The organism is Photorhabdus antumapuensis (assembly GCF_020387775.1).
GTDB lineage: Bacteria > Pseudomonadota > Gammaproteobacteria > Enterobacterales > Enterobacteriaceae > Photorhabdus > Photorhabdus antumapuensis.
In genome coordinates, this window is record NZ_JAHZMK010000041.1 from 26,176 (window position 1) to 45,606 (window position 19,431).

The following is a 19,431-nucleotide window of genomic DNA, read 5'->3' on the forward strand; positions in this document are numbered from 1 at the left end:
CAACAAAGCATCAGAAAAAGAACGATGCATCGCCTGCACGTGATGTTAAGCGGCCATTTGCCATCAGCCCCATCTGTTCCAGCCAGCGTTCAAACTCTGGTGATGGGCGTAGATTGAGCAGATGGCGGATAGTGGCGGTATCGTGGAAAGCAGATGTCTGGTAATTGAGCATAATGTCATCACCGAGCGGCATTCCCATGATGAAATTACACCCTGCGGTTGCCAGCAGGATCATCAGGTTTTCATTCTGGTTTTGATCGGAATCTGCATGATTGGTATAGCAGCAGTCACATCCCATTGAGACGCCGCTGAGTTTCCCCATAAAGTGGTCTTCCAGTCCGGCTCGGATAATCTGGCGATCATTGTAGAGGTATTCCGGCCCGATAAAACCGACAACGGTATTCACCAGAAATGGATCATAGTGACGTGCCAAACCGTAGTTTCGTGCCTCCATTGTCACTTGATCAGCGCCAAAGTGAGCACCGGCGGAGAGCGCTGAGCCTTGCCCAGTTTCAAGATACAGGCAGTTATCGCCAGCAAGACGGCAATATTCCGCGCCAATGGCACGCGCTTCATCCAACATAGCCAATTCTACGCCAAACTCTTTTAGCCCTTTTTCACTGCCGCAGATACTTTGGAAGATCAAACCACCCGGTGCTCCACGTTTAATGGCTTCTATCTGGGTGGTGACATGGGCTAAGACACAGCCTTGGGTTGGGATAGAGAATTTGTCGATTACCTCATAGATGGTATCCAGTACGCGGGTGAGGTTTTCTACATCGTCGGTTACCGGGTTGACGCCGATGACGGCATCACCAACGCCAAATGAGAGCCCTTCGTAAATCTGGGCCAGAATACTTTGTACATCGTCGCGGGTATCGTTAGGTTGCAGCCGGGCACTGAACGTTCCCGGCGTTCCAATGGTGGTATTGGCTTTTTTGATCACCGGCATTTTTTTCGCGCCATAGATCAGGTCTGCATTGGAGCTGATTTTTGCCACGGCGGCAACGACTTCGGAACTGATCCCTTTACGCAGAAAGGCAATATCATCCACGCTGGTGTCATCGCTCAATATATATTCACGCAGTTCGCCGATGCGCCAATTTTTTATGCGGGCATAGGCAATTTCATTAATGTCATCCTGAATAATGCGAGTCACGCAATCCTCTTCATAAGGAATGATTGGATTCATGCGAATATCCGCAATTGTCATTTCCGAGAGGACATGTTTAGCCGCTACACGTTGTTGGGAACTTTCGGCCGCTACCCCGGCTAGCACATCCCCGGAACGCAATTCGTTAGCCATTGCCAGCACCTGTTTGACATCTTTAAACTGATAGGTCTTACCAAAAAGCTGAGTTTTCAATTTCATGTTTACGCTCTCTCAGGAAGGAAAAGCCAGTGATTTGATAGTGACGGGAACGACAGTGCCGTTAAATAGTGGTGTGCCAATGTCGATATAATCCCCGGTGCGGGTGATAACTTCATCAATAACCGCTAGTGGCCGTTCTCCCATCAGAGGATGTAGCAGCATACCCAATGCTTTACCAAAATCTTGACCCGCGACGATGAGCAACGGGTGAGGAGAGGGATAGCGCCCGGCAAAGTTCTGTAAAGCGGTAATGCATGTCTGCACGGCGGCATAATTCACCGGCAGGGCGTCGGGTAGGGCCAATGCATAGAGATCTTGCTCGGCATTCAGATCCATTTGTGTGAGTGCATGTTGCCAGGCTTCTGCCAGTGATTCAGTGGCTTCTGTGTCAGGATGGACGACGGGAATATTGCGCAGTGGTAGTGATAGTGTATCGAGCCAGATAGTGCTACCGGATAACGATAATGTATGAGCACCGGCACCAATCACTGTAGCGCGCACGGTTTGTTTTGGCACTTGCAGCGGCAGTTTGGCGAAATCATTATCACGATGGATAGCTTGGGCCAGCAGCGGCCCTAAATCGTGAAAACGGAATAGATCATGATCCGAGGCTTCACGATAACATTCTCCTACCCCGCCGGAGAGGGTGACCGCGTAGAGTTCATCACAGTTTGGCAGCGGCTCGGTCATTAGTAATTGTTGTGCCAGAGGTGTGAGTTGCCCGGTGACGACTTCCCATAGCAATTGTGACATTCGCGTAGCAATTTGTTGTAATTGCATGGCAGTCAGATGTTGAATATCTGTGTTTTCACCAAATAGTGAATCAACGATGAGTGCTCCGGGCGGATGTGCCCGTAAAACTTTCCCTTGGAGATCGGTCTCCAATAAGCGGCCGCCGACATTTAAGCAAGCGGAGGCGATAAGTCGCCCGGCATCAAAGAGCGCATAATTGGCTGTGCCGCCGCCGATGTCAATGTTGAGCACTCTGGCCATTTTTTGCTGTGAAAGTGCTTGAGCGCCGGAGCCCAAACCGGCAATCACCGATTCCAAATGTGGCCCCGCTGTTGCGACAACAAAATCCCCTAATTTTTGTGCCAGCGTCATAATTGCAGGACGTGCATTGCATGTTTTCGCGGTTTCACCGGTAATGATCACCGCGCCGGAATCAATACTTTCCAGATCGATGTTTGCGGCCTGATATTGTGCCTGGATCAGACTGAACAGTTCGTCTTCACGTAATTGTCCGGCGAAATCCACCGGGGTAAATAACACCGGGCTTTGCCAGATAATCTTGCGGCTAACAAACTCGTAGCGTGGCACTTGTGATACCGCTGCGCGGTTTACCAGTGACAGACGCGAAAAGATCACTTGTGTGGTGGTGGTGCCGATGTCAATACCGACACTGAATAATTCCTTGGCTTCCATCGCTACGCCTCTTGTCTGCAATAAGGCGTATGTTGGCATTTTTTTTTATCAATCAGTATTAAATATCGTCAATTTGGTTGAAAAGTCAACTGTAGTCACAAAAACATTAGGGATTATAATAAAAATGGCGTAGATACAAGATACAGTGCGAAGTTGCTAAGAGAAACAAGCAGATAAAGCTGCAATGTGTCAGGACAGATGGTTATCATCAATACATTAATAAAAATGAAGAATTATTGATCTCACACCAGATCGTATTGCTGGCTATCGGTTATATATCTTCCAACAGACTTTCGTTAAGGGTGAAAAAAATGATGAATAGCGGAAAAGTTTGGTTGGTAGGTGCCGGCCCCGGCGATGCGGCGCTGATTACTGTCAGAGGATTACATTGTATCCGTCAGGCTGAGGCGCTGGTGTATGATCGATTAGTCAGCCCGGACCTGTTATCCGAAGCACCTGATGACTGCAAAATGATTAATGTCGGCAAAACGCCGAACTATCACCCAGTGCCGCAACGGCAAATTAATCAAATCTTGGTAGAGTGTGCGCAACAAGGGTTAAATGTTGTTCGGTTGAAAGGGGGAGATCCTTATGTGTTTGGGCGTGGCGGTGAAGAAGCGGAAGCTTTAGCACTGGCGAAAATCCCCTTTGAAGTGGTACCGGGCATCAGTTCATCCATTGGTGGTCTGGCTTGTGCCGGGATACCGGTCACCCATCGTGATTATGCCTCAGGTTTTCATGTTATTACCGGCCACCTGCGTCAGGGAAATGAATCACAAGATTGGGCGACGCTGGCAAAGCTGGAAGGCACGCTGGTGATCCTGATGGGAATGACTCAACTGGCGAGTATTTGTGAGCAACTGATCGCAGGCGGTAAAGCGCCGACAACGCCGGCGGCGGTTGTGATGTATGCCAGCCATCAGCAACAGCAGGTTGCCAGCGCAACTCTGCTAACTCTGGCTCAACGGGTAGCAGCTCAGGGATTGACTGCACCTGCATTGATTGTGATTGGTGATGTGGTACGTTTGCGGGAGACACTGGCTTTTAGCCGGGATCGTTTGTTACTGTCTGCCGTTCCATCACTGATGGCACTCTGATTCTCTGTTTAACATCTGGGGATAATATTTGATGAGCGAACATGGCGGTAATGTGCTGGAAATGGCGCTGAAAATTGGTGTTACAGTCGAAGAAATGATTGATTTCAGCGCAAATATCAATCCGTTAGGAATGCCGGAATCCCTGAAAACGGCCATTATCGACCAATTGCAATGCGCAGAGTACTATCCTGATACAGAATATCGCCGGTTACATGCCGCGTTAGCGCAAGCTCATCATTGTTCTATTGAAAACTTGATCGCAGGTAATGGTGCGACTGAATTGATTTATGCTGTGGTGAATTATCTTAAGCCGCGCCGAGCCATATTGTTGATACCGGGATTTGCTGAATATCGGCGCGCCTTGCAGCGAGTGGATTGCCAGATTGATGAGTATGTGATGAGTGAAGCTGATAGCTATCAACCTGATGAACGCTTGTTGATGGCATTAGAGCGCTATCGCCCTGACTGTTTGTTTCTTGCGACACCGAACAATCCGACGGGGTTGATGCCAGATGCTGTGCTATTGCAGGCGATATTTGAACGTTGCCGTCAGCATAATATTGCGTTGATTGTTGATGAGGCGTTTATCGATTTTCTCCCGGACACTGCTGGATTTATTCCTCAGATAGCGCATTTTCCTCGTCTTTATATTCTGCGTTCACTAACGAAATTTTTTGCTATTCCGGGGTTGCGCCTTGGTTATCTGGTCAGCGGTGATATCGCGGGTATCAGGACAATGAAATGTTGGCGGGAGCCGTGGACGATTAATGCTTTCGCGGCGTTAGCGGGTGAAATTGTTCTTAATGATAACGCTTACATTCAAGCAACACACGGCTGGTTAGCTGAGCAACAACGTTGGCTTTATCAGGCATTGGTCATGTTACCGGCATTGCGTGTTTGGCCTCCCTCGGCAAATTATATCTTCCTGCGTTGTCTGCGTGCGGAAATCGATCTTCAACAAGCATTGCTGAAACAGAGAATATTGATTCGCCATTGTGCTAATTATCCGGGCTTGAATGCTGCTCATTATCGGGTCGCCATCAAGGGCGAGCATGATAATCGCCGTCTGGTATCGGCGTTACGTCAGGTATTTGGTTATGGCTGAAACGTGTTGTCCGGCATTGTGTGGTGAACTTATCCAAGGGTGGATCTTTGGTGGTGAGAATCAGCATTTGCTGATCATGATACCGGGTGGTGTACGTTAACTGTAGGAGGAGACTTATGTTGGATTATTTACCGATGTTTTGTCAGATCCGGGATAAAACCTGTCTGCTGGTTGGAGGAGGTCAGGTAGCCGAGCGTAAAGCGCGTCTGTTATTAGATGCTGGCGCACATCTACTAGTTAATGCGCGGGAATTTACCCCGCAATTTAAGATATGGGAAGAGGCTGGTCAAGTAGCACTGATTCGCGGTGAGTTTGAGCCTCACTGGCTTGAGCGTTGTTGGCTGGTTATCGCTGCCACTAATGATGCAGCGGTGAATGGCTATGTGAGTGATTGTGCAACGGAACGCCGTATTTTCTGCAATGTGGTGGATGAACCACAGCAAGCCAGTTTTATCACACCGTCAGTGATTGATCGCTCGCCGCTGGTGATTGCTATCTCCTCTGGGGGTAATGCGCCGGTATTGGTCAGATTATGGCGTGAAAAACTCGAACGGTTGTTACCAATGCATCTTGGTCGTCTGGCCGCTTACGGTGGAACACTTCGCCTGCGGGTAAAACGACATTTTCATCATTTGGCGGCACGTCGTCACTTTTGGGAGCGGTTTTTCACTAATGAGCGATTAATGCAATCGTTGGTCAGTCAAGATCGTCAACAAGTTGATCGGGTGGTAGAAACATTATTTTCTGAGTCATCTCAAGCGAATACAAACAAAACAAACAGTCGTTCTTTGACTGACTAACATGTTGGAGCCGGACAAATGAGTGAGGAGCGATATAAACAGAGAAAACAGCGGCAAAAAGAGAGATTTATGGCACAAGTTGCAGCCGCTCAGGAAAACCGGGGGATTGTCATTATTTATACCGGTGATGGCAACGGGAAAACTACCGCAGCAATGGGAACGGTTGCACGAGCATTGGGTCATGGATTAAAGGCCGGTGTTATCCAATTTATTAGGAATGAATGGTCAGCTGGTGAGCGTGTTTTGTTGCAGCAGCATGGGGTGGAGTTTCAACTAATATCAATGAACTTGGTTGGAGAAATGCAAAATCGTGCTAAGGATATTGCCGCTTGTACTGAGGTTTGGCAGCATGCGAAGCGCATGATGCGTGATCCTGAATTATCATTGGTAGTGCTTGGTGAATTGGTTTGTGTGATAAATAATGGTTATCTATTGCTAGACGAAATTATCAAGGCATTAAACGAACGGCCAATTAATCAGACAGTGATTATTACCGGACAAGATTACCCTGTTGAATTAATTGAACTGGCGGATACTGTGAGTGAAATGCGTCCCGTAAGACATTGAAATATTAAATTTCAGACAAGTATTTATGGAAAAACGAATCAGTAACATTCGTGAATTTTCTATGTATTCTCCGATTATCACATCAGATAAAGTTTAACTAATCAGTAAATTCTTCATGGTGACTGTATCAGGTAGATGAAAATCTATTACTATTGTTTGCAAATTGGCCTAATCCTTATTTTATTATTTTTGAATTAATTTATTATTTAAGTTGTGAACAATAAACTAATGGTTAAATAACATGATGTTTCGTTTGGTAAGATTTATATTCCATAAAGCTTGATAATGCATTAAATAAATTCCATGCAATGTATTACACCATCCAATAATTTTAATTTATTTACAAGTTGGGATTTACATCTAATATTGTCAGTGGAAAAAATATAACGTTAATTTAAGTTTTAATATGTGAAATAAGCTCACGTAATTTATATTATATTCTGTTGAATATTTTATTAAGTTTCAAACAACGCATGGTTATTTAATTTATAAATTAAGAGGTTTAATATGTCTATTGAAAATACCAATGTAGCTGAACAAACAACAGGTAAGGATTCAGTTGTACTTGGACATGCAGAAGCGCCAGCAGTGCATTCTATCGCAATTGGTGCTTCACCCCGAAATTCTAAAACAATCAGTGAAGCGGCTATCGCCATTGGGCAAAATCAAATTGCGGGTAAACAAGGTGATACGAAAGTCGTTTGGCCGATTGCGATTGGTGCTGATTCTGTATCCAACGGCCTGGCTTCTATCGCTTTGGGACAAAAGGTGACGGCTAGTGCGGCTCAGGCCGTGGCAATTGGTCAACACTCTTCTGCAACAGAAAAAGGGAGCATTGCATTAGGTGCGGATTCTATTGCTAATAAACCGAATGTTGTTTCTGTAGGAAAAACCGGCCATGAACGTAAGATTATACATGTTGCGGCTGGAGATATTTCAAATCACAGTACTGAGGCGGTTAATGGTCAGCAGCTATATGCTGAATCGGCAAGGGTTGATATATTATTGGATGCAAAGAATAAAGAATTGGAAGAGAAGATTCAATCTCTGGAAAGTGATGTAGCTAATCTTACTCTGCTGGTTCAGAATAGTGTGGATGATGTCGCATTATTGAAGAAACGACTTCTCGATGCATTGAATTATTAATATCTGTTGGTTGTTATTTCATATATTCTTGGCTATTAGGCTGAGAATATATGATTTAGTGATAAGGTTTTTATTTATCGATTGTTTATTTCCCTTTAATATTGAATCTTTTAATCTAATAAAAGCCAGCCCGGAAACTGGCCTTTCACGCATCGGTTGAAAAGCATACTTACAGAAAGCGAGATGTTGAGAGGTAGACAACAACACTATGAACACTTGAGATGAAAGATGTAACAGATTTCATGATGAACTCTCTTTATTGGTAAAATGTGATTTGTTTCACGAAAATCTAAATTGTGGCTGCGATTTTAATCAGAAAAACTTCAGAGTCAAGTGGTTTTTAAAAATTATTTTAAAGATTAAAATAATTTTGCATGGTGCTTGAGGTGATGAGGTGAGTGTATCTTGCAGAGGAGAGTTATAGGGTACATAGCTGAACAATCTGAGTCAGGTGATTTATCAGTTTGATATAAATCTGGTCAGGCAAAGTTGTACTGAAAGGGTTTATTGACTTATTGCTATTCATCTGTGTTACGCGCTATAAACAATCGGAAATAAAAGCTAATAGCGATCCGGCGAAAACAAAGGAAGGGGCGTGAGTATTGGTTCAGTGCTGTTAAAATATTTTTATGAATAGGCGTCGTTTATTATTATTTCTCTGGGCAGACTAATTAAAATAAAAGAGATAAGAGAATAATAATTTCATATGTTGAATATAATTATTTTGGATGTATTTTTGATGGGATCTTATTGAGGTTATTTATTTTTGTCAGATTAAAAACAGTCTATTTTTAATCTATAATAAAACTTCATTATCATTTTTATAGACTGGGTTACTGTAGACTATACCTAATAGATTTCGAGTTGCAGCGCGGCGGCAAGTGAGCGAATCCCCAGGAGCATAGATAACTATGTGACTGGGGTGAGTGAAAGCAGCCAACAAAGCAGCAGCTTGAAAGATGAAGGATATATTAATATAAAAATTACAGGACTACCTTAGGTGATGATTATATTTTTCCCTCAACTATTTGTTTTAAAATGTGTAATTGGTTTTTTATACCGGGTGTGTTAAATATCTACTCACATTCATTGAGATATATCTCAAAATGCCCTTTCAGTATGCCATTAAATCTACGCATATGACGTTTGGTGTCTTGGTTCAAATTAATTATCTAAAATGGCATCCCATGAAATATATTTCACAATCCTATGGTTTTAATTTATTTACAAACTGGATTTTTTGTATAATATTATGTTTATCGACTTTTGGTGTCAATTTAAACTTGCGTAAAAAAGTGGAGGTTATAATGATATTTTGAGATTCTGTTAAGTTGATTTAATATTTCATGATGAAAAATATAGAAAAATCATTATATGAAATTTAATTATCCGTGACGTTCAATACTACGTTATATTTCTGGTTTTATTAATCCAGTAATAAGTTATGCCTTATGGATTTCAAGATGCATCGCGACGGCAAGGGAGCGAATCCCCGGGAGCATAGATAACTATGTGACCGGGGTGAGTGAGTGCAGCCAACAAAGAGGCAACTTGAAAGATAACGGGTATATAGTAATTTAATTTCTGAATTAAGGGGTATCTATGTCTACAGATAATATGAATATAACCGATCAAACAGTTGGTAAAGATTCAGTTGTTGTGGGGAATGCAGAAGCACCAGCAATATATGCTATAGCAATTGGTGCTTCACCACTAACTTCTAAATCAATTAGCGAGGCTGCTATTGCTATTGGGCAAAATCAACTGGCGGGTAGAAAAGAGGATAAAGAGAATGAGGATGATAAAGTCATATGGCCAATTGCGATTGGTGCTGATTCTATATCCAGTGGTTCAGCTTCTATTACCCTGGGGCAAAAGGTTGTTGCTAGCGGGGTTCAGGCGGTAGCAATTAGTCAAAACTCTACTGCAACAGGAAATTCGAGTGTTGCATTGGGATCAGACTCTATATCCAGCGGTTCGGCTGCTATTGCTCTGGGGAAAAAAGCTATTGCCAGGGGGAGTCAGGCAGTAGCAATTAGTCAAAATTCCTCTGCAACAGGAAGTTCGAGCGTTGCATTAGGAGATGGCTCTGTATCCAGCGGCTCGTCTTCTATTGCTCTGGGGCAAAATGTTTCGGCCAGTGGGTCTCAGGCAATTGTGATTGGTCAAAACTCCTCTGTAACAGGAAGTAGGAGTATTGTATTAGGATCAGACTCTAGATCCAGCTCTCCGTCTGCTATTGTCGTGGGGCAAAAGGTTAGTGTTAGTGCGTCTCAGGGAATTGCGATTGGTCAAAACGCCTCTGTAACAGCAAGTGGGAGCATTGCATTAGGTGCAAATGCTGTTGCCAGCAAATCGAACGTTGTTTCTGTAGGAAGGCCGGGTAATCAACGTAAGATTGTGAATGTTGCTGCTGGGGATATTTCTAGGAACAGTACGGAGGCGGTGAATGGTCAGCAATTATATGCTGAATTGACAAGAATGGGTGCATTGGATATAAAAAATAAGCAACTGGAAATGGATGTTAAAAGGCTGGAGAGTACTATAGATAATCTTACCCGTTCTATTACTAATCTTACTCTGTTGTGCCAGAAAAATGCGGATGAAGTTGCTTTATTGAAGAAATGAATTCTTAACTCATTGGATTATTAATAACAAATGGATTCGGCTAAACTAATAAGTGCATTTTCAGGAGGGAGGTTAGTTGCTATTACCTTAGCATCTGTTCTTTTCCAAAGTAAAATGCACTGACGCCCATCAACTATTAGTAAAAAATTAAAAAGAAATCAGGAAATAAGAGAATAGATTAACCGGTTAATTTAACAAAAAATAAGTAATATACCTATTGGATTTCGAGCCGCAGCGCGGCGGCAAGTGAATGAATCCCCAGGAGCATAGATAACTATGTGACTGGGGTGAGTGAAAGCAGCCAACAAAGCAGCAGCTTGAAAGATGAAGGGTATAAATAGATGGTTAATCATTTGAAGGGATATCAAGAGCTCTCTTTTTTTATGAGAGAATTTGTAAATTAATTTATAAAGAAAAAATGAAGGAAAGTGATTGATGGTAGCATTTCAGGATTATCAGTAAACTCAATAAAATAATTACCCCGAAATATTTTGGATGATAAAATACCTAATGAATTATTTAAAGTAATGCGAATTTATTTATTTTTAGCTTAATGATGTTGCGTTTACTATGAGAAGCTGTGACTTTTATTCACTGTAAGCAAGAAAGTAATACCACCACAAGATGCTGTTGATTTAGGTATTGCGACTCAAATGGAAAAAGCAGCTTTAATAATATGGAAAGAGTACAGAGTAATGCTGAATAGGATTGATATTTCGCAAGCTCCCAATATTGAATGGCCAGAGCAACCAAAGTGACTTGAATAAACAGGCCATTTATACAGTGGCTTTATTTATTCTGGAATTAAAATGTTGAAAGATTTAGTCCGGAATATGAAATATAAGAAATTGCAGTAAACAATGAAGTGGAGGAAATAATTTCAGGGGTTGAATATAAATGGCTTGGATATGTTTTCGTGTAAATTTGTTGGTTTTTTCTTGCTGCTAATTATATAAAAATAATTATTCTTCTAAGTTAGAAGAACGTTTTGTTATTATTTTTATGGATTAAACTATGGCTGCCGTAAATTATGATGGATTATTTTAATAATAGTTCAATATATTGATTATAGCTAATGAGATTTAATCTAAGGAGTATGTATGAGTGCCAGAAATGATTTTAAGGCTTTTTCTATTAGTAATAATGCTAATGTAGCGAGTCAAGATAACTATGAGCAAGACCAGAGTTTGCAGACTGGATTTCCACCAGATAATATTCCTATTAATCTGTTAAACAAGGTATTACGTCAATCATCAACAATCGCATCTGTCGTAGCCAATTTTATTGCGACACAATCTGGTAGTGATATTTTGGATGATGGAGATGTAGCGAAACTTACCGAGCAATTAAGTAAGGCTTTAAAACAGAAAATCACAACAGAAATTCCAAATGCCTCATTAACACAAAAGGGCGTTGTTCAGCTTACTAATGTGATGGGCGATAGTGACACATTAGCTGTTACGCAAAAGCTGGCTCAGGAAATAGTAAATTCATTGCGTGAAAGTATTAATACTAAAGTACCTAATACCCGAAAAATCAATGGGAAAGCACTGTCTGAGGATATCACTATTACTTCTCAGGATATTTTGGGTGGGCAGGCGATTAGTTTAGGTGATAAGGCGGATTTGAATAGCTACAAAACACCGGGAATTTATCATCAAGAGTATGATGCTCATGCCAAAAATGGCCTTAATTACCCTGAATTTCTCGCAGGTTCTCTTGTTGTATTGAAATCGGCTGGGACCGTTCAACGTTACTTTGTCTATAATAGCAGCCGGGTATATACACGTAGTCAGTTTCATGATAATCCGTGGACACCTTGGACTAGAGAATATAATACGTTGAATAAACCTACTGCTGAGGATATTGGCTCATATACAAAAATAGACTCTGATTCTCGATATATTGCAGGGGTCCGCAAGGTGAATGGAAAATCTTTATCTACGGATGTCACTATTACTTCTCAGGATATTTTGGGTGGGCAGGCGATTAGTTTAGGTGATAACGTAAATTTGGATTACTGTAAAACACCAGGAATTTATTATCAGGATTATAATGCTCATGCCAAAAATGGCGTCAATTACCCTGAACCGCTTGCTGGTTCGCTTATTGTGTTGAAAGCGGCTGGGGTTATTCAACGCTATTTTGTTTATAATAGCAGTCGGGTATATACACGTAGCCAATTTCATGATAATCCATGGACGCCTTGGGCGCAAGAATATAACTCGTTGAATAAACCTTCTGACAAGGCTGTTGGGGAGAATACGGAAGTAGAATCTGATAATATTTATGTTACTGATAAAGAGAAATTAATACAGCAAGCAGAACATGAGAAGTTTCAGTTATTGATTAAAGCCAATAATCTTGTCGCTCCACTACAAGACGCTGTTGATTTAGGCATTGCCACCGAAGCAGAAAAAACAGTTCTACTGGAATGGAAGAAATATAGGGTAATGTTGAGCAAAGTTGATATTTCATTAGCTCCTGATGTTGAATGGCCGGAGCAGCCAAAATAATGAAGAAATGGTCTGAATAAACAGGTCATTCATACAATAGTTTTGTTGATATTGGAGGGAAAGATACTGAGAGACTCCGTCTGGAGCTTGAAATAGGAAAATTGTAATAGGAAATTAAAGGGGGGGAGATAAGAGTAATTCTTTGATATTGAATTGCCTATTTAAGCCAAATAATAACTTTATACGTTAATTATAAAATAATATTAATTAACCTAAGGGGAATATATGAGCGTAAAAAATGATTTTAAAGCTTTTTCTACTAGTAATAATGCTAATGTAGTAAGCCAGCAACTATATGAAGAGACTCCGGAATTGTCGACTGGATTTCCACCATATAGTGTTCCCACTCATGTGTTAAATAAAGTATTACGTCAAACGTCAATAATGACGTCTGTCGTGGCTAATTTTATTGCGGAACAATCTGGCGAGGATGTTTTGGATGATGGTGATATAGCCAAACTTACTGCGCAATTAAGCAAAATTTTTTATGTCGGTGCTAAGCGGTCGGGTGATATCTATTTATCTGCACATCCAGCATCAGATTTAGCTAAAGGAGAATATATTGCGAATGGGGCTGATTATGCGATTGAGTCAACTGTTGGTCGGGCGTTGAATAATTTATCCGATGCATATAAGGCGGCATGGGGAATTAAACAAAGTGGTGATAAAATTAATCTCCCTAATCTGTTTGTTGATGGGCGAGGGGTATTTGTGCGCGCCGGTTTGCAACCTGGTGTGATACAGGGCGATGCGATTAGAAATATTACAGGTAATGTGGGATGGCAGGGGCATGGGCTTTTTACTCGTACTAGTGGCGCATTTTATGGTGTTCTGAGTACTGCTACAGTCATTGCTGCGGGAACTAATTCTAATAGTAATCATGGATATTCAGCCTATGCCACTTTTGATGCATCAAAGGTCGTACCAACGGCAGACGAAAACCGCCCATTAAATGTCAGTATGATACCGGTAATTTATTTAGGTGTATAAGATAATAATAAATTATTATTTTGAGAGTATTAGACTAGCATCTATTTATTGGCTCGTATGATGCTAATTCAGGTAGTAATCTCTCAGTGAGTGTCCTAAGAATATAGCCAGAATTTAAATATGGATTTTGGCTATATGTGAATAATATGGAAAGTGATAAGAAAAAATTTCCGTTAACAACTTTGCAAAAGTATAAGGTATTACTGAGTCGGATAGATATTTCACCGGCTTATGATATTGAATGGCTGTAACAGCTAACATGAAGAGTACGTTTATAATTTAAAATAAAAAGAATTGAATAAAAAGAAAGATGTAGAAAAGATTGATTTCTCATGTTGAATATAATGAGTTTGGGGATATTTTTATTGCAACGTGTTGGGTTATTTATTATTGCCAATTATATAAAAATAGTTACTCATTTTAGTTATAAAAATATTTCATTATTGTTTTTATAAACTAGACTATTATCGATGTGAATTGTGAGAAATCATCTTTAGTGATAGTTCAATATATTTATTATGAAATAATGTTATTTAATTTAAGGAAATGTATATGAGTGCAAAAAATGATTTTAAAGCTTTTGCTATCAGTAGTAACGCTAATGTACCCAGTCAACAAAGCTATGAAACATATCCGAATTTGCTGGTTGGGTTTCTAGACAATCAATATATTCCTAATCACATATTAAATAAAATATTACGTCAAGCATCAACTATATCATCTGCTGTAGCTGATTTTATTGCGACAGAATCTGGCACTGATGTTTTGGATGATGGTAATGTAACTAAAATCACAGCACAATTTAAAAGCGTATTAGAACAAAAAATTGCCAAGTGTTGTAATCTTAATGTGAATACTGCTAACAAAGTTGTGAACGGTTGGTGGAAATGTGGTGATACTGGAATAATTATTCAGTGGGGGCAAGCAAGCGGCGCTATGAATATAAATGATTACAGAAATTTCACGATTCCATTTCCTAATGCTTGTTTTCAGATTGTTGCAACATATCCTGATTTTGGTAATTATGGATCAGGGGTTGCTGCTATGCCTATTTCTGCAAGTCAATTTATTGTGACGTGCAGAAATTCTATACACGAGCTATCAAGTAATTTAGTGAGATATTTGGCGATAGGATATTAATTATGTATTTTTATAGCGCAAAAACAAATGCATTCTACCCAATAGAATTAAAAGAAAATTATATTGCTTCTGGTTCGTTGCCCGATGATATTATGGAGGTTAGTATTGATATTTATCAAGAATACGCAGCCAATAATGTACCAGAGGGAAAATATCGTATAGCAGGTCAAAATGGTTTACCGGAATGGGCCGATATTCCTCCACCAACAAAAGATGAATTGCAGCAGCGTGCTGAAAGTAAAAAACAACAATTTATTGTAGAGGCCAGCCAGCAGATAGCGCCATTACAAGATGCTGTTGATTTAGGAATTGCGACTAAAGAAGAGGAAACAGCTTTATCAGTATGGAAGAAATACAGAGTCATGCTGAACAGGGTTGATATTTCACAGGTTCCCGATATTGAGTGGCCGGAACAACCAAAATAATAAAAGTGGCCTGAATAAACAGGCCATTCATACAGTAGTTTTATTGATTCTAAAGTTAAAATTTTGAAAGATTTAGTCCGGAATATGAAACATAAAAAATTTCAGTAAACAATGCAAGGGAGGAAATAACTTCGGATGTTGAATATAAATTATTTGGATATATTTTCGTGTGAAATGTCCTGAATTTATTATTGCTGCTAATTATATAAAAATAATTATTATCCTAAGCCATAAGAATATTTTATTATTATTTTTATGAGTTAAATCAGGGTGGTGGTAAATTATTAATGATTATTTTAATAATAATTGAATATATAGACAATGCTATTTAATTTAAGGAGTATATATGAGTACTAAGAATGATTTTAAGCCTTTTTCTATTAATGAAAATATTAATGTAGTAAATCAAGAACAGTATGAAGAAAATCAGAGTTTGCAGACTGGATTTCTATCGGATAATGTTTCCGTTGACTTTTTAAATAAGGTATTATGTCAGTCTTCAACAATATCATCTGTGGTAGCTAATTTTATCGCGACACAATCTGGTAATGATATTCTGGATGATGGAGATGTAGTTAAACTGACCGAACAATTAAGTAAGGCTTTAAAACAAAAAATCATAACAGAAGTTCTAAATGCTTCATTAACACAAAAAGGCGTTGTTCAAATTACTGATGTAATGGGTGATAGTGATATATTAGCTGTTACGCAAAAGCTTGCTCAAGAAATAATAAATTCATTGAATGAAAACATTAATGCCGGAGTATCTAATACTCGAAAAATTAATGGTAAAGTGCTGTCTGAGGATATCACTATTACTTCTCAAGATATTTTTGATAAACAGGCTATTAGTGTAGGTGATAATGCGAATTTGAATAACATCACAACACCTGGGGTATATTATCAAAAGTATCATGAATATGCCAAAAATGGCTTTAATTATCCTGAATTGCTAGCTGGCTCGCTTATTGTGTTGAAAGCCGCAGGAGTAATTCAACGCTATTTTGTCTATAATAGCAGTCGAATATATACACGTAGCCAATTTGGTAATAATCCATGGACAGAGTGGGCTAAAGAATATAACACATTAAATGAACCTTCTGGTAAGGTTATTGGGGGGTATACAAAATCAGAAGTAGATAGATTGGTTAATGCTAAAGGAAATAAAAATACAGCTTTGAAATCTGTGAATGGTTGGTGGAAATGTGGGAGTACAGGGGTGATTTATCAGTGGGGGATTGTGAACTGGGCAGCATATGATACACAAGTTAATTTTCCTATTCAGTTTCCCAATGCTTGTGTAAATGTTTTGTTAACATTGAGTAATAAATCCCACCTACAATCATCATATAATGTTGTTGCCAGACAATTATCTGTAACAGGGTTTAGTTATTGGGCATATCAGACTGAGATCTCTGCGTATTGGTTTGCAATAGGATATTGATATATAATTTACAGTACAAAGGTAAATGTTTCTTATTTTTTAATTGACATCAAAAACTGAATTTTTTAAATCAAATTGCTATTAAAGTCTGAGTTCTGTATTTAACAGGACTCGGATTTTTTAATTTCAACATCAGATCAGTGGTGCTTGACGAACTTATCCAATTCCGCAGCGCGGGAATAAATAGATGAGCTCAGATGACTCACAGTCGTGTAGGATCGGGCAGAGAAGGTCATGATAACGTTAAGGAGATCAAGAGTTGAAAATACAATTAGTCTCCTGAGGAGAGAATGGTAAGTTAGAAAAAATTTAGGTTGTGATTTTAACTTTGATTTATTTACAATAATGCTGAAAAACACTAATAGGAGTAGCGCATGAGAACACTAATAGGCTTTTTGGCATTAATACTGTGTGGTGTGTCATTTCTATCATTCGGCGCGAGCTTTGATTGCGCAAAGGCTACCAGTAAGGCTGAGAAGTTAATCTGCTCGACCCCAGCATTATCTCAAGCTGACGACAAGCTATATGTTGATTATCTTCAAGCCAAACTGGTTACAGACAACAATGCAGACTTTAAGGCTCTGGTAAAACAGAATTGGAAACTTCGCGAGAAATGCGCAGTAGTTTCATGCCTTCAAGACTGGTATCAACGGTCATCTGAAATGTACAGAAAGATTGCTGCGGTTAAAACAACAGAGAACTGCTATAAAGAGAGGCAAAAAATTACTCTTGATGGCACATTATTACAGATCACCTATCCTGGCCCGCCAAATTACGAAAGCGTGGAAAATGGGGATACTCCTGAGACCTATTGGGTATTACAGCCAGATAAACCAATTGGATGCGCTAAAGGGGCTCCGGAATGGGGTGATTATAACCTTATGCAACTGGTAGTCGAGTCTGATGATTTCTATGATATATATCGAAGCCTTATCGGACGTCGCGTAAGCGTAACTGGAACCATCATGTACGCGGTTACTGGACATCACCATACACCGATAATGCTTGAGACCCAACGAATTGAAGCGGCTAAATAATCTGGAAGTAATAAGTGGATAATTGATGAAGTACTACCGGTAATTAGTAAGATGGGAAGCTATTACCGGTCATTATTTGCTGAAATTCTTTCAACCTCAGAAGGTTGGTTATCTGATCATTCATAAAAATGATTTTGTGAATATGGAAAATCGTTGGTAAAACAGTCACGCCACGGGTAGCCATGAAATATGGCGCAGCGATATAACCAATAAAGTATTTAGTGTTCCATATACGATAGTTTCTAAGCATACTGCTAATGCAATTTTGAAACAGGCGGGTATTAAAGAAAAAATATAATGATTTACTTGTTAACTTATGTGAAGAGTTCTTTTTTACAAGCGCCCAATGTTCATTAACTGGAAGGGCTGAGGTAAAGATAGGGTAGCTTGGCTCTTTTCTGTAAGTTAATGTCATTGTGAAAATTATTAGATAATATGATGTTTTTTTAGATGGTGGAGACAAGTTTGATGAAAGCTTTAAATGATAAGTTAGAAGGCGGAGTTTTTCCCAATTCTGTCACTTAGATATTTGTGTCCAAATGCAAAAAGATTCAGTTTAGAATTTAAAACAGAAAGAATTGCAGGAATAGATAGAAGGAATAAGAGAAAAGTAGTTTTCATATATTAAATATATATTTCTGAATGTATTTTTGATTTCAAAATATTGAACCGCTTATTATTGTTAATTATATAAAGATAGTTAACCTTATAAGGAATAATAACGACGAATTATTATTTTTATGAGTTAGACTTTGATTGGTGTGAGTTGCAATAAGATTATTTTTTTCAAAAATTTAATATATTGATTATAAAGTAATGTTATTTAATTTAAGGAGGAAATATATGAATCCTAAGAATGATTTTAAAGCTTTTTCTATCAGTGATAATGCGAATGTAGTGAGTCAAGAAAAATATGAGGTAAATCAGAGTTTGCAGACCGGATTTTCACCAGATAATGTTCCCACTCACTTATTAAATAAGGTATTACGTCAAGTGTCAACGGTATCATCTGTCGTAGCTAATTTCATTGCGACACAATCTGGTGATGATGTTTTGGATGATGGTGATATAGCTAAGTTAACCACCCAATTAAATAGGGCATTAATAACAAAAGTTCCAGATGCTTCATTAACACAAAAAGGTGTTGTTCAGCTAACAGATGTGCTTGGTAATAGTGATACATTGGCTGTTACGCAAAGTCTTGTTCGAAAAATAGTCGATTCATTGCGTGAAGAAATTAATATACCTGTGGGTTCTCCTATTCCTTGGCCTACTGCCATACCGCCAGCCGGGTGGTTACAATGTAACGGAGCCGAGTTTGATAAAGCAGCTTACCCACAACTAGCGGCAGCATATCCCACAGGAAAATTACCTGATTTGCGTGGGGAATTTATTCGTGGCTGGAGTGGGAAACGTGATGTGGATAATGGTCGTAAGATTTTATCGTTGCAGGGGGACGCCATTAGAAATATCACGGCATTCGTACAAGGACGCACGGATATAGCCAACGGGAGAATATTTTCAGGTAATGATGATAGGTCTGGAGCATTTTTAACATCAGGCGAATACGGAGATTACGTTGTAAGGTCTAAAGGGCCAATGAGTAGTGTAGGTGCACGTGATCGACTTGCAGCATTATCGTTTGATGCGTCTCGTGTTGTGCCGACTGCAAATGAAAATCGTCCCCGCAACATCGCATTTAATTACATAGTAAGAGCAGCATAATAACAGAATAGAAA

Annotated in this window: 15 protein-coding genes and 4 pseudogenes; 16 read left to right on the plus strand and 3 right to left on the minus strand. The window is 39.5% G+C overall.

The genetic code is table 11. The features are described 5' to 3' along the window. Positions 1–10 precede the first annotated feature (10 nt). Both KZ793_RS15595 and eutA read right to left on the minus strand, forming a co-directional pair. Positions 11–1,372 (minus strand): ethanolamine ammonia-lyase subunit EutB, encoded by a 1,362-nt coding sequence (locus tag KZ793_RS15595; RefSeq protein ID WP_225816176.1) that lies wholly within the window; start codon positions 1,370–1,372, stop codon positions 11–13. A gap of 12 nt (positions 1,373–1,384) precedes the next feature. Beyond that, positions 1,385–2,797, minus strand: coding sequence for an ethanolamine ammonia-lyase reactivating factor EutA (eutA, locus tag KZ793_RS15600; protein ID WP_225816265.1), 1,413 nt, complete (start codon positions 2,795–2,797; stop codon positions 1,385–1,387). A gap of 314 nt (positions 2,798–3,111) precedes the next feature. Here eutA and cobA point away from each other — a divergent pair, with 314 nt between their 5' ends. The 5 genes and pseudogenes from cobA to KZ793_RS15625 all read left to right on the plus strand — a co-directional run bounded on the left by cobA (position 3,112) and on the right by KZ793_RS15625 (position 7,512). Next, positions 3,112–3,894: a uroporphyrinogen-III C-methyltransferase gene (cobA, locus tag KZ793_RS15605; protein WP_225816266.1), complete on the plus strand. Its 783-nt coding sequence runs from the start codon at positions 3,112–3,114 to the stop codon at positions 3,892–3,894. Between the two features lie 31 nt (positions 3,895–3,925). After that, on the plus strand, positions 3,926–4,999 hold the full coding sequence (cobD, locus tag KZ793_RS15610; protein ID WP_225816177.1) for a threonine-phosphate decarboxylase CobD: 1,074 nt from the start codon (positions 3,926–3,928) through the stop codon (positions 4,997–4,999). A 119-nt stretch (positions 5,000–5,118) separates the two neighbouring features. Beyond that, a pseudogene (locus KZ793_RS15615) lies at positions 5,119–5,748 on the plus strand (NAD(P)-dependent oxidoreductase); the annotation flags it as partial. A 69-nt stretch (positions 5,749–5,817) separates the two neighbouring features. Continuing rightward, positions 5,818–6,366, plus strand: a complete 549-nt coding sequence (gene cobO, locus KZ793_RS15620) for a cob(I)yrinic acid a,c-diamide adenosyltransferase (RefSeq protein WP_225816178.1) — start codon at positions 5,818–5,820, stop codon at positions 6,364–6,366. 507 nt (positions 6,367–6,873) lie between these two features. Further along, a complete protein-coding gene (locus KZ793_RS15625) occupies positions 6,874–7,512 on the plus strand; it encodes a hypothetical protein (protein ID WP_118987104.1) in 639 nt (212 codons plus the stop codon). Positions 7,513–8,519: 1,007 nt separating this feature from the next. On the opposite strand, the pseudogene KZ793_RS15630 reads toward KZ793_RS15625, so the two are convergent. Continuing rightward, a pseudogene (locus KZ793_RS15630) lies at positions 8,520–8,663 on the minus strand (IS1595 family transposase); the annotation flags it as partial. A gap of 451 nt (positions 8,664–9,114) precedes the next feature. Between KZ793_RS15630 and KZ793_RS22700 the strand changes: the two are divergent. The 11 genes and pseudogenes from KZ793_RS22700 to KZ793_RS15685 all read left to right on the plus strand — a co-directional run bounded on the left by KZ793_RS22700 (position 9,115) and on the right by KZ793_RS15685 (position 19,417). Next, positions 9,115–10,140 (plus strand): hypothetical protein, encoded by a 1,026-nt coding sequence (locus KZ793_RS22700; protein ID WP_317987471.1) that lies wholly within the window; start codon positions 9,115–9,117, stop codon positions 10,138–10,140. A 599-nt stretch (positions 10,141–10,739) separates the two neighbouring features. Beyond that, positions 10,740–10,898 (plus strand): annotated as a pseudogene (locus tag KZ793_RS15645) (tail fiber assembly protein); the annotation flags it as partial. Positions 10,899–11,240: 342 nt separating this feature from the next. After that, positions 11,241–12,656, plus strand: a complete 1,416-nt coding sequence (locus KZ793_RS15650; protein ID WP_225816179.1) for a tail fiber assembly protein — start codon at positions 11,241–11,243, stop codon at positions 12,654–12,656. A 225-nt stretch (positions 12,657–12,881) separates the two neighbouring features. Further along, a complete protein-coding gene (locus tag KZ793_RS15655; RefSeq protein WP_225816180.1) occupies positions 12,882–13,646 on the plus strand; it encodes a phage tail protein in 765 nt (254 codons plus the stop codon). A gap of 146 nt (positions 13,647–13,792) precedes the next feature. Continuing rightward, complete coding sequence (locus KZ793_RS22935) at positions 13,793–13,897, plus strand: tail fiber assembly protein (protein WP_225816181.1); 105 nt, start codon at positions 13,793–13,795, stop codon at positions 13,895–13,897. Positions 13,898–14,198: 301 nt separating this feature from the next. Continuing rightward, positions 14,199–14,786 carry a gp53-like domain-containing protein gene (locus KZ793_RS15665; protein WP_225816182.1) on the plus strand — a complete coding sequence of 196 codons (588 nt, stop codon included), beginning with the start codon at positions 14,199–14,201 and terminating at the stop codon, positions 14,784–14,786. A gap of 2 nt (positions 14,787–14,788) precedes the next feature. Beyond that, entirely contained in the window at positions 14,789–15,211 is a 423-nt protein-coding gene (locus KZ793_RS15670; RefSeq protein WP_225816183.1) for a tail fiber assembly protein, read from the plus strand. Between the two features lie 346 nt (positions 15,212–15,557). Further along, entirely contained in the window at positions 15,558–16,655 is a 1,098-nt protein-coding gene (locus tag KZ793_RS15675; RefSeq protein WP_225816184.1) for a pyocin knob domain-containing protein, read from the plus strand. Positions 16,656–17,029: 374 nt separating this feature from the next. After that, complete coding sequence (locus tag KZ793_RS15680; protein ID WP_225816185.1) at positions 17,030–17,692, plus strand: DUF4431 domain-containing protein; 663 nt, start codon at positions 17,030–17,032, stop codon at positions 17,690–17,692. Positions 17,693–17,873: 181 nt separating this feature from the next. Continuing rightward, positions 17,874–17,990 (plus strand): annotated as a pseudogene (locus KZ793_RS22940) (type II toxin-antitoxin system HicA family toxin); the annotation flags it as partial. A gap of 545 nt (positions 17,991–18,535) precedes the next feature. Beyond that, positions 18,536–19,417 (plus strand): tail fiber protein, encoded by an 882-nt coding sequence (locus KZ793_RS15685; protein WP_225816186.1) that lies wholly within the window; start codon positions 18,536–18,538, stop codon positions 19,415–19,417. Positions 19,418–19,431 lie beyond the last annotated feature (14 nt).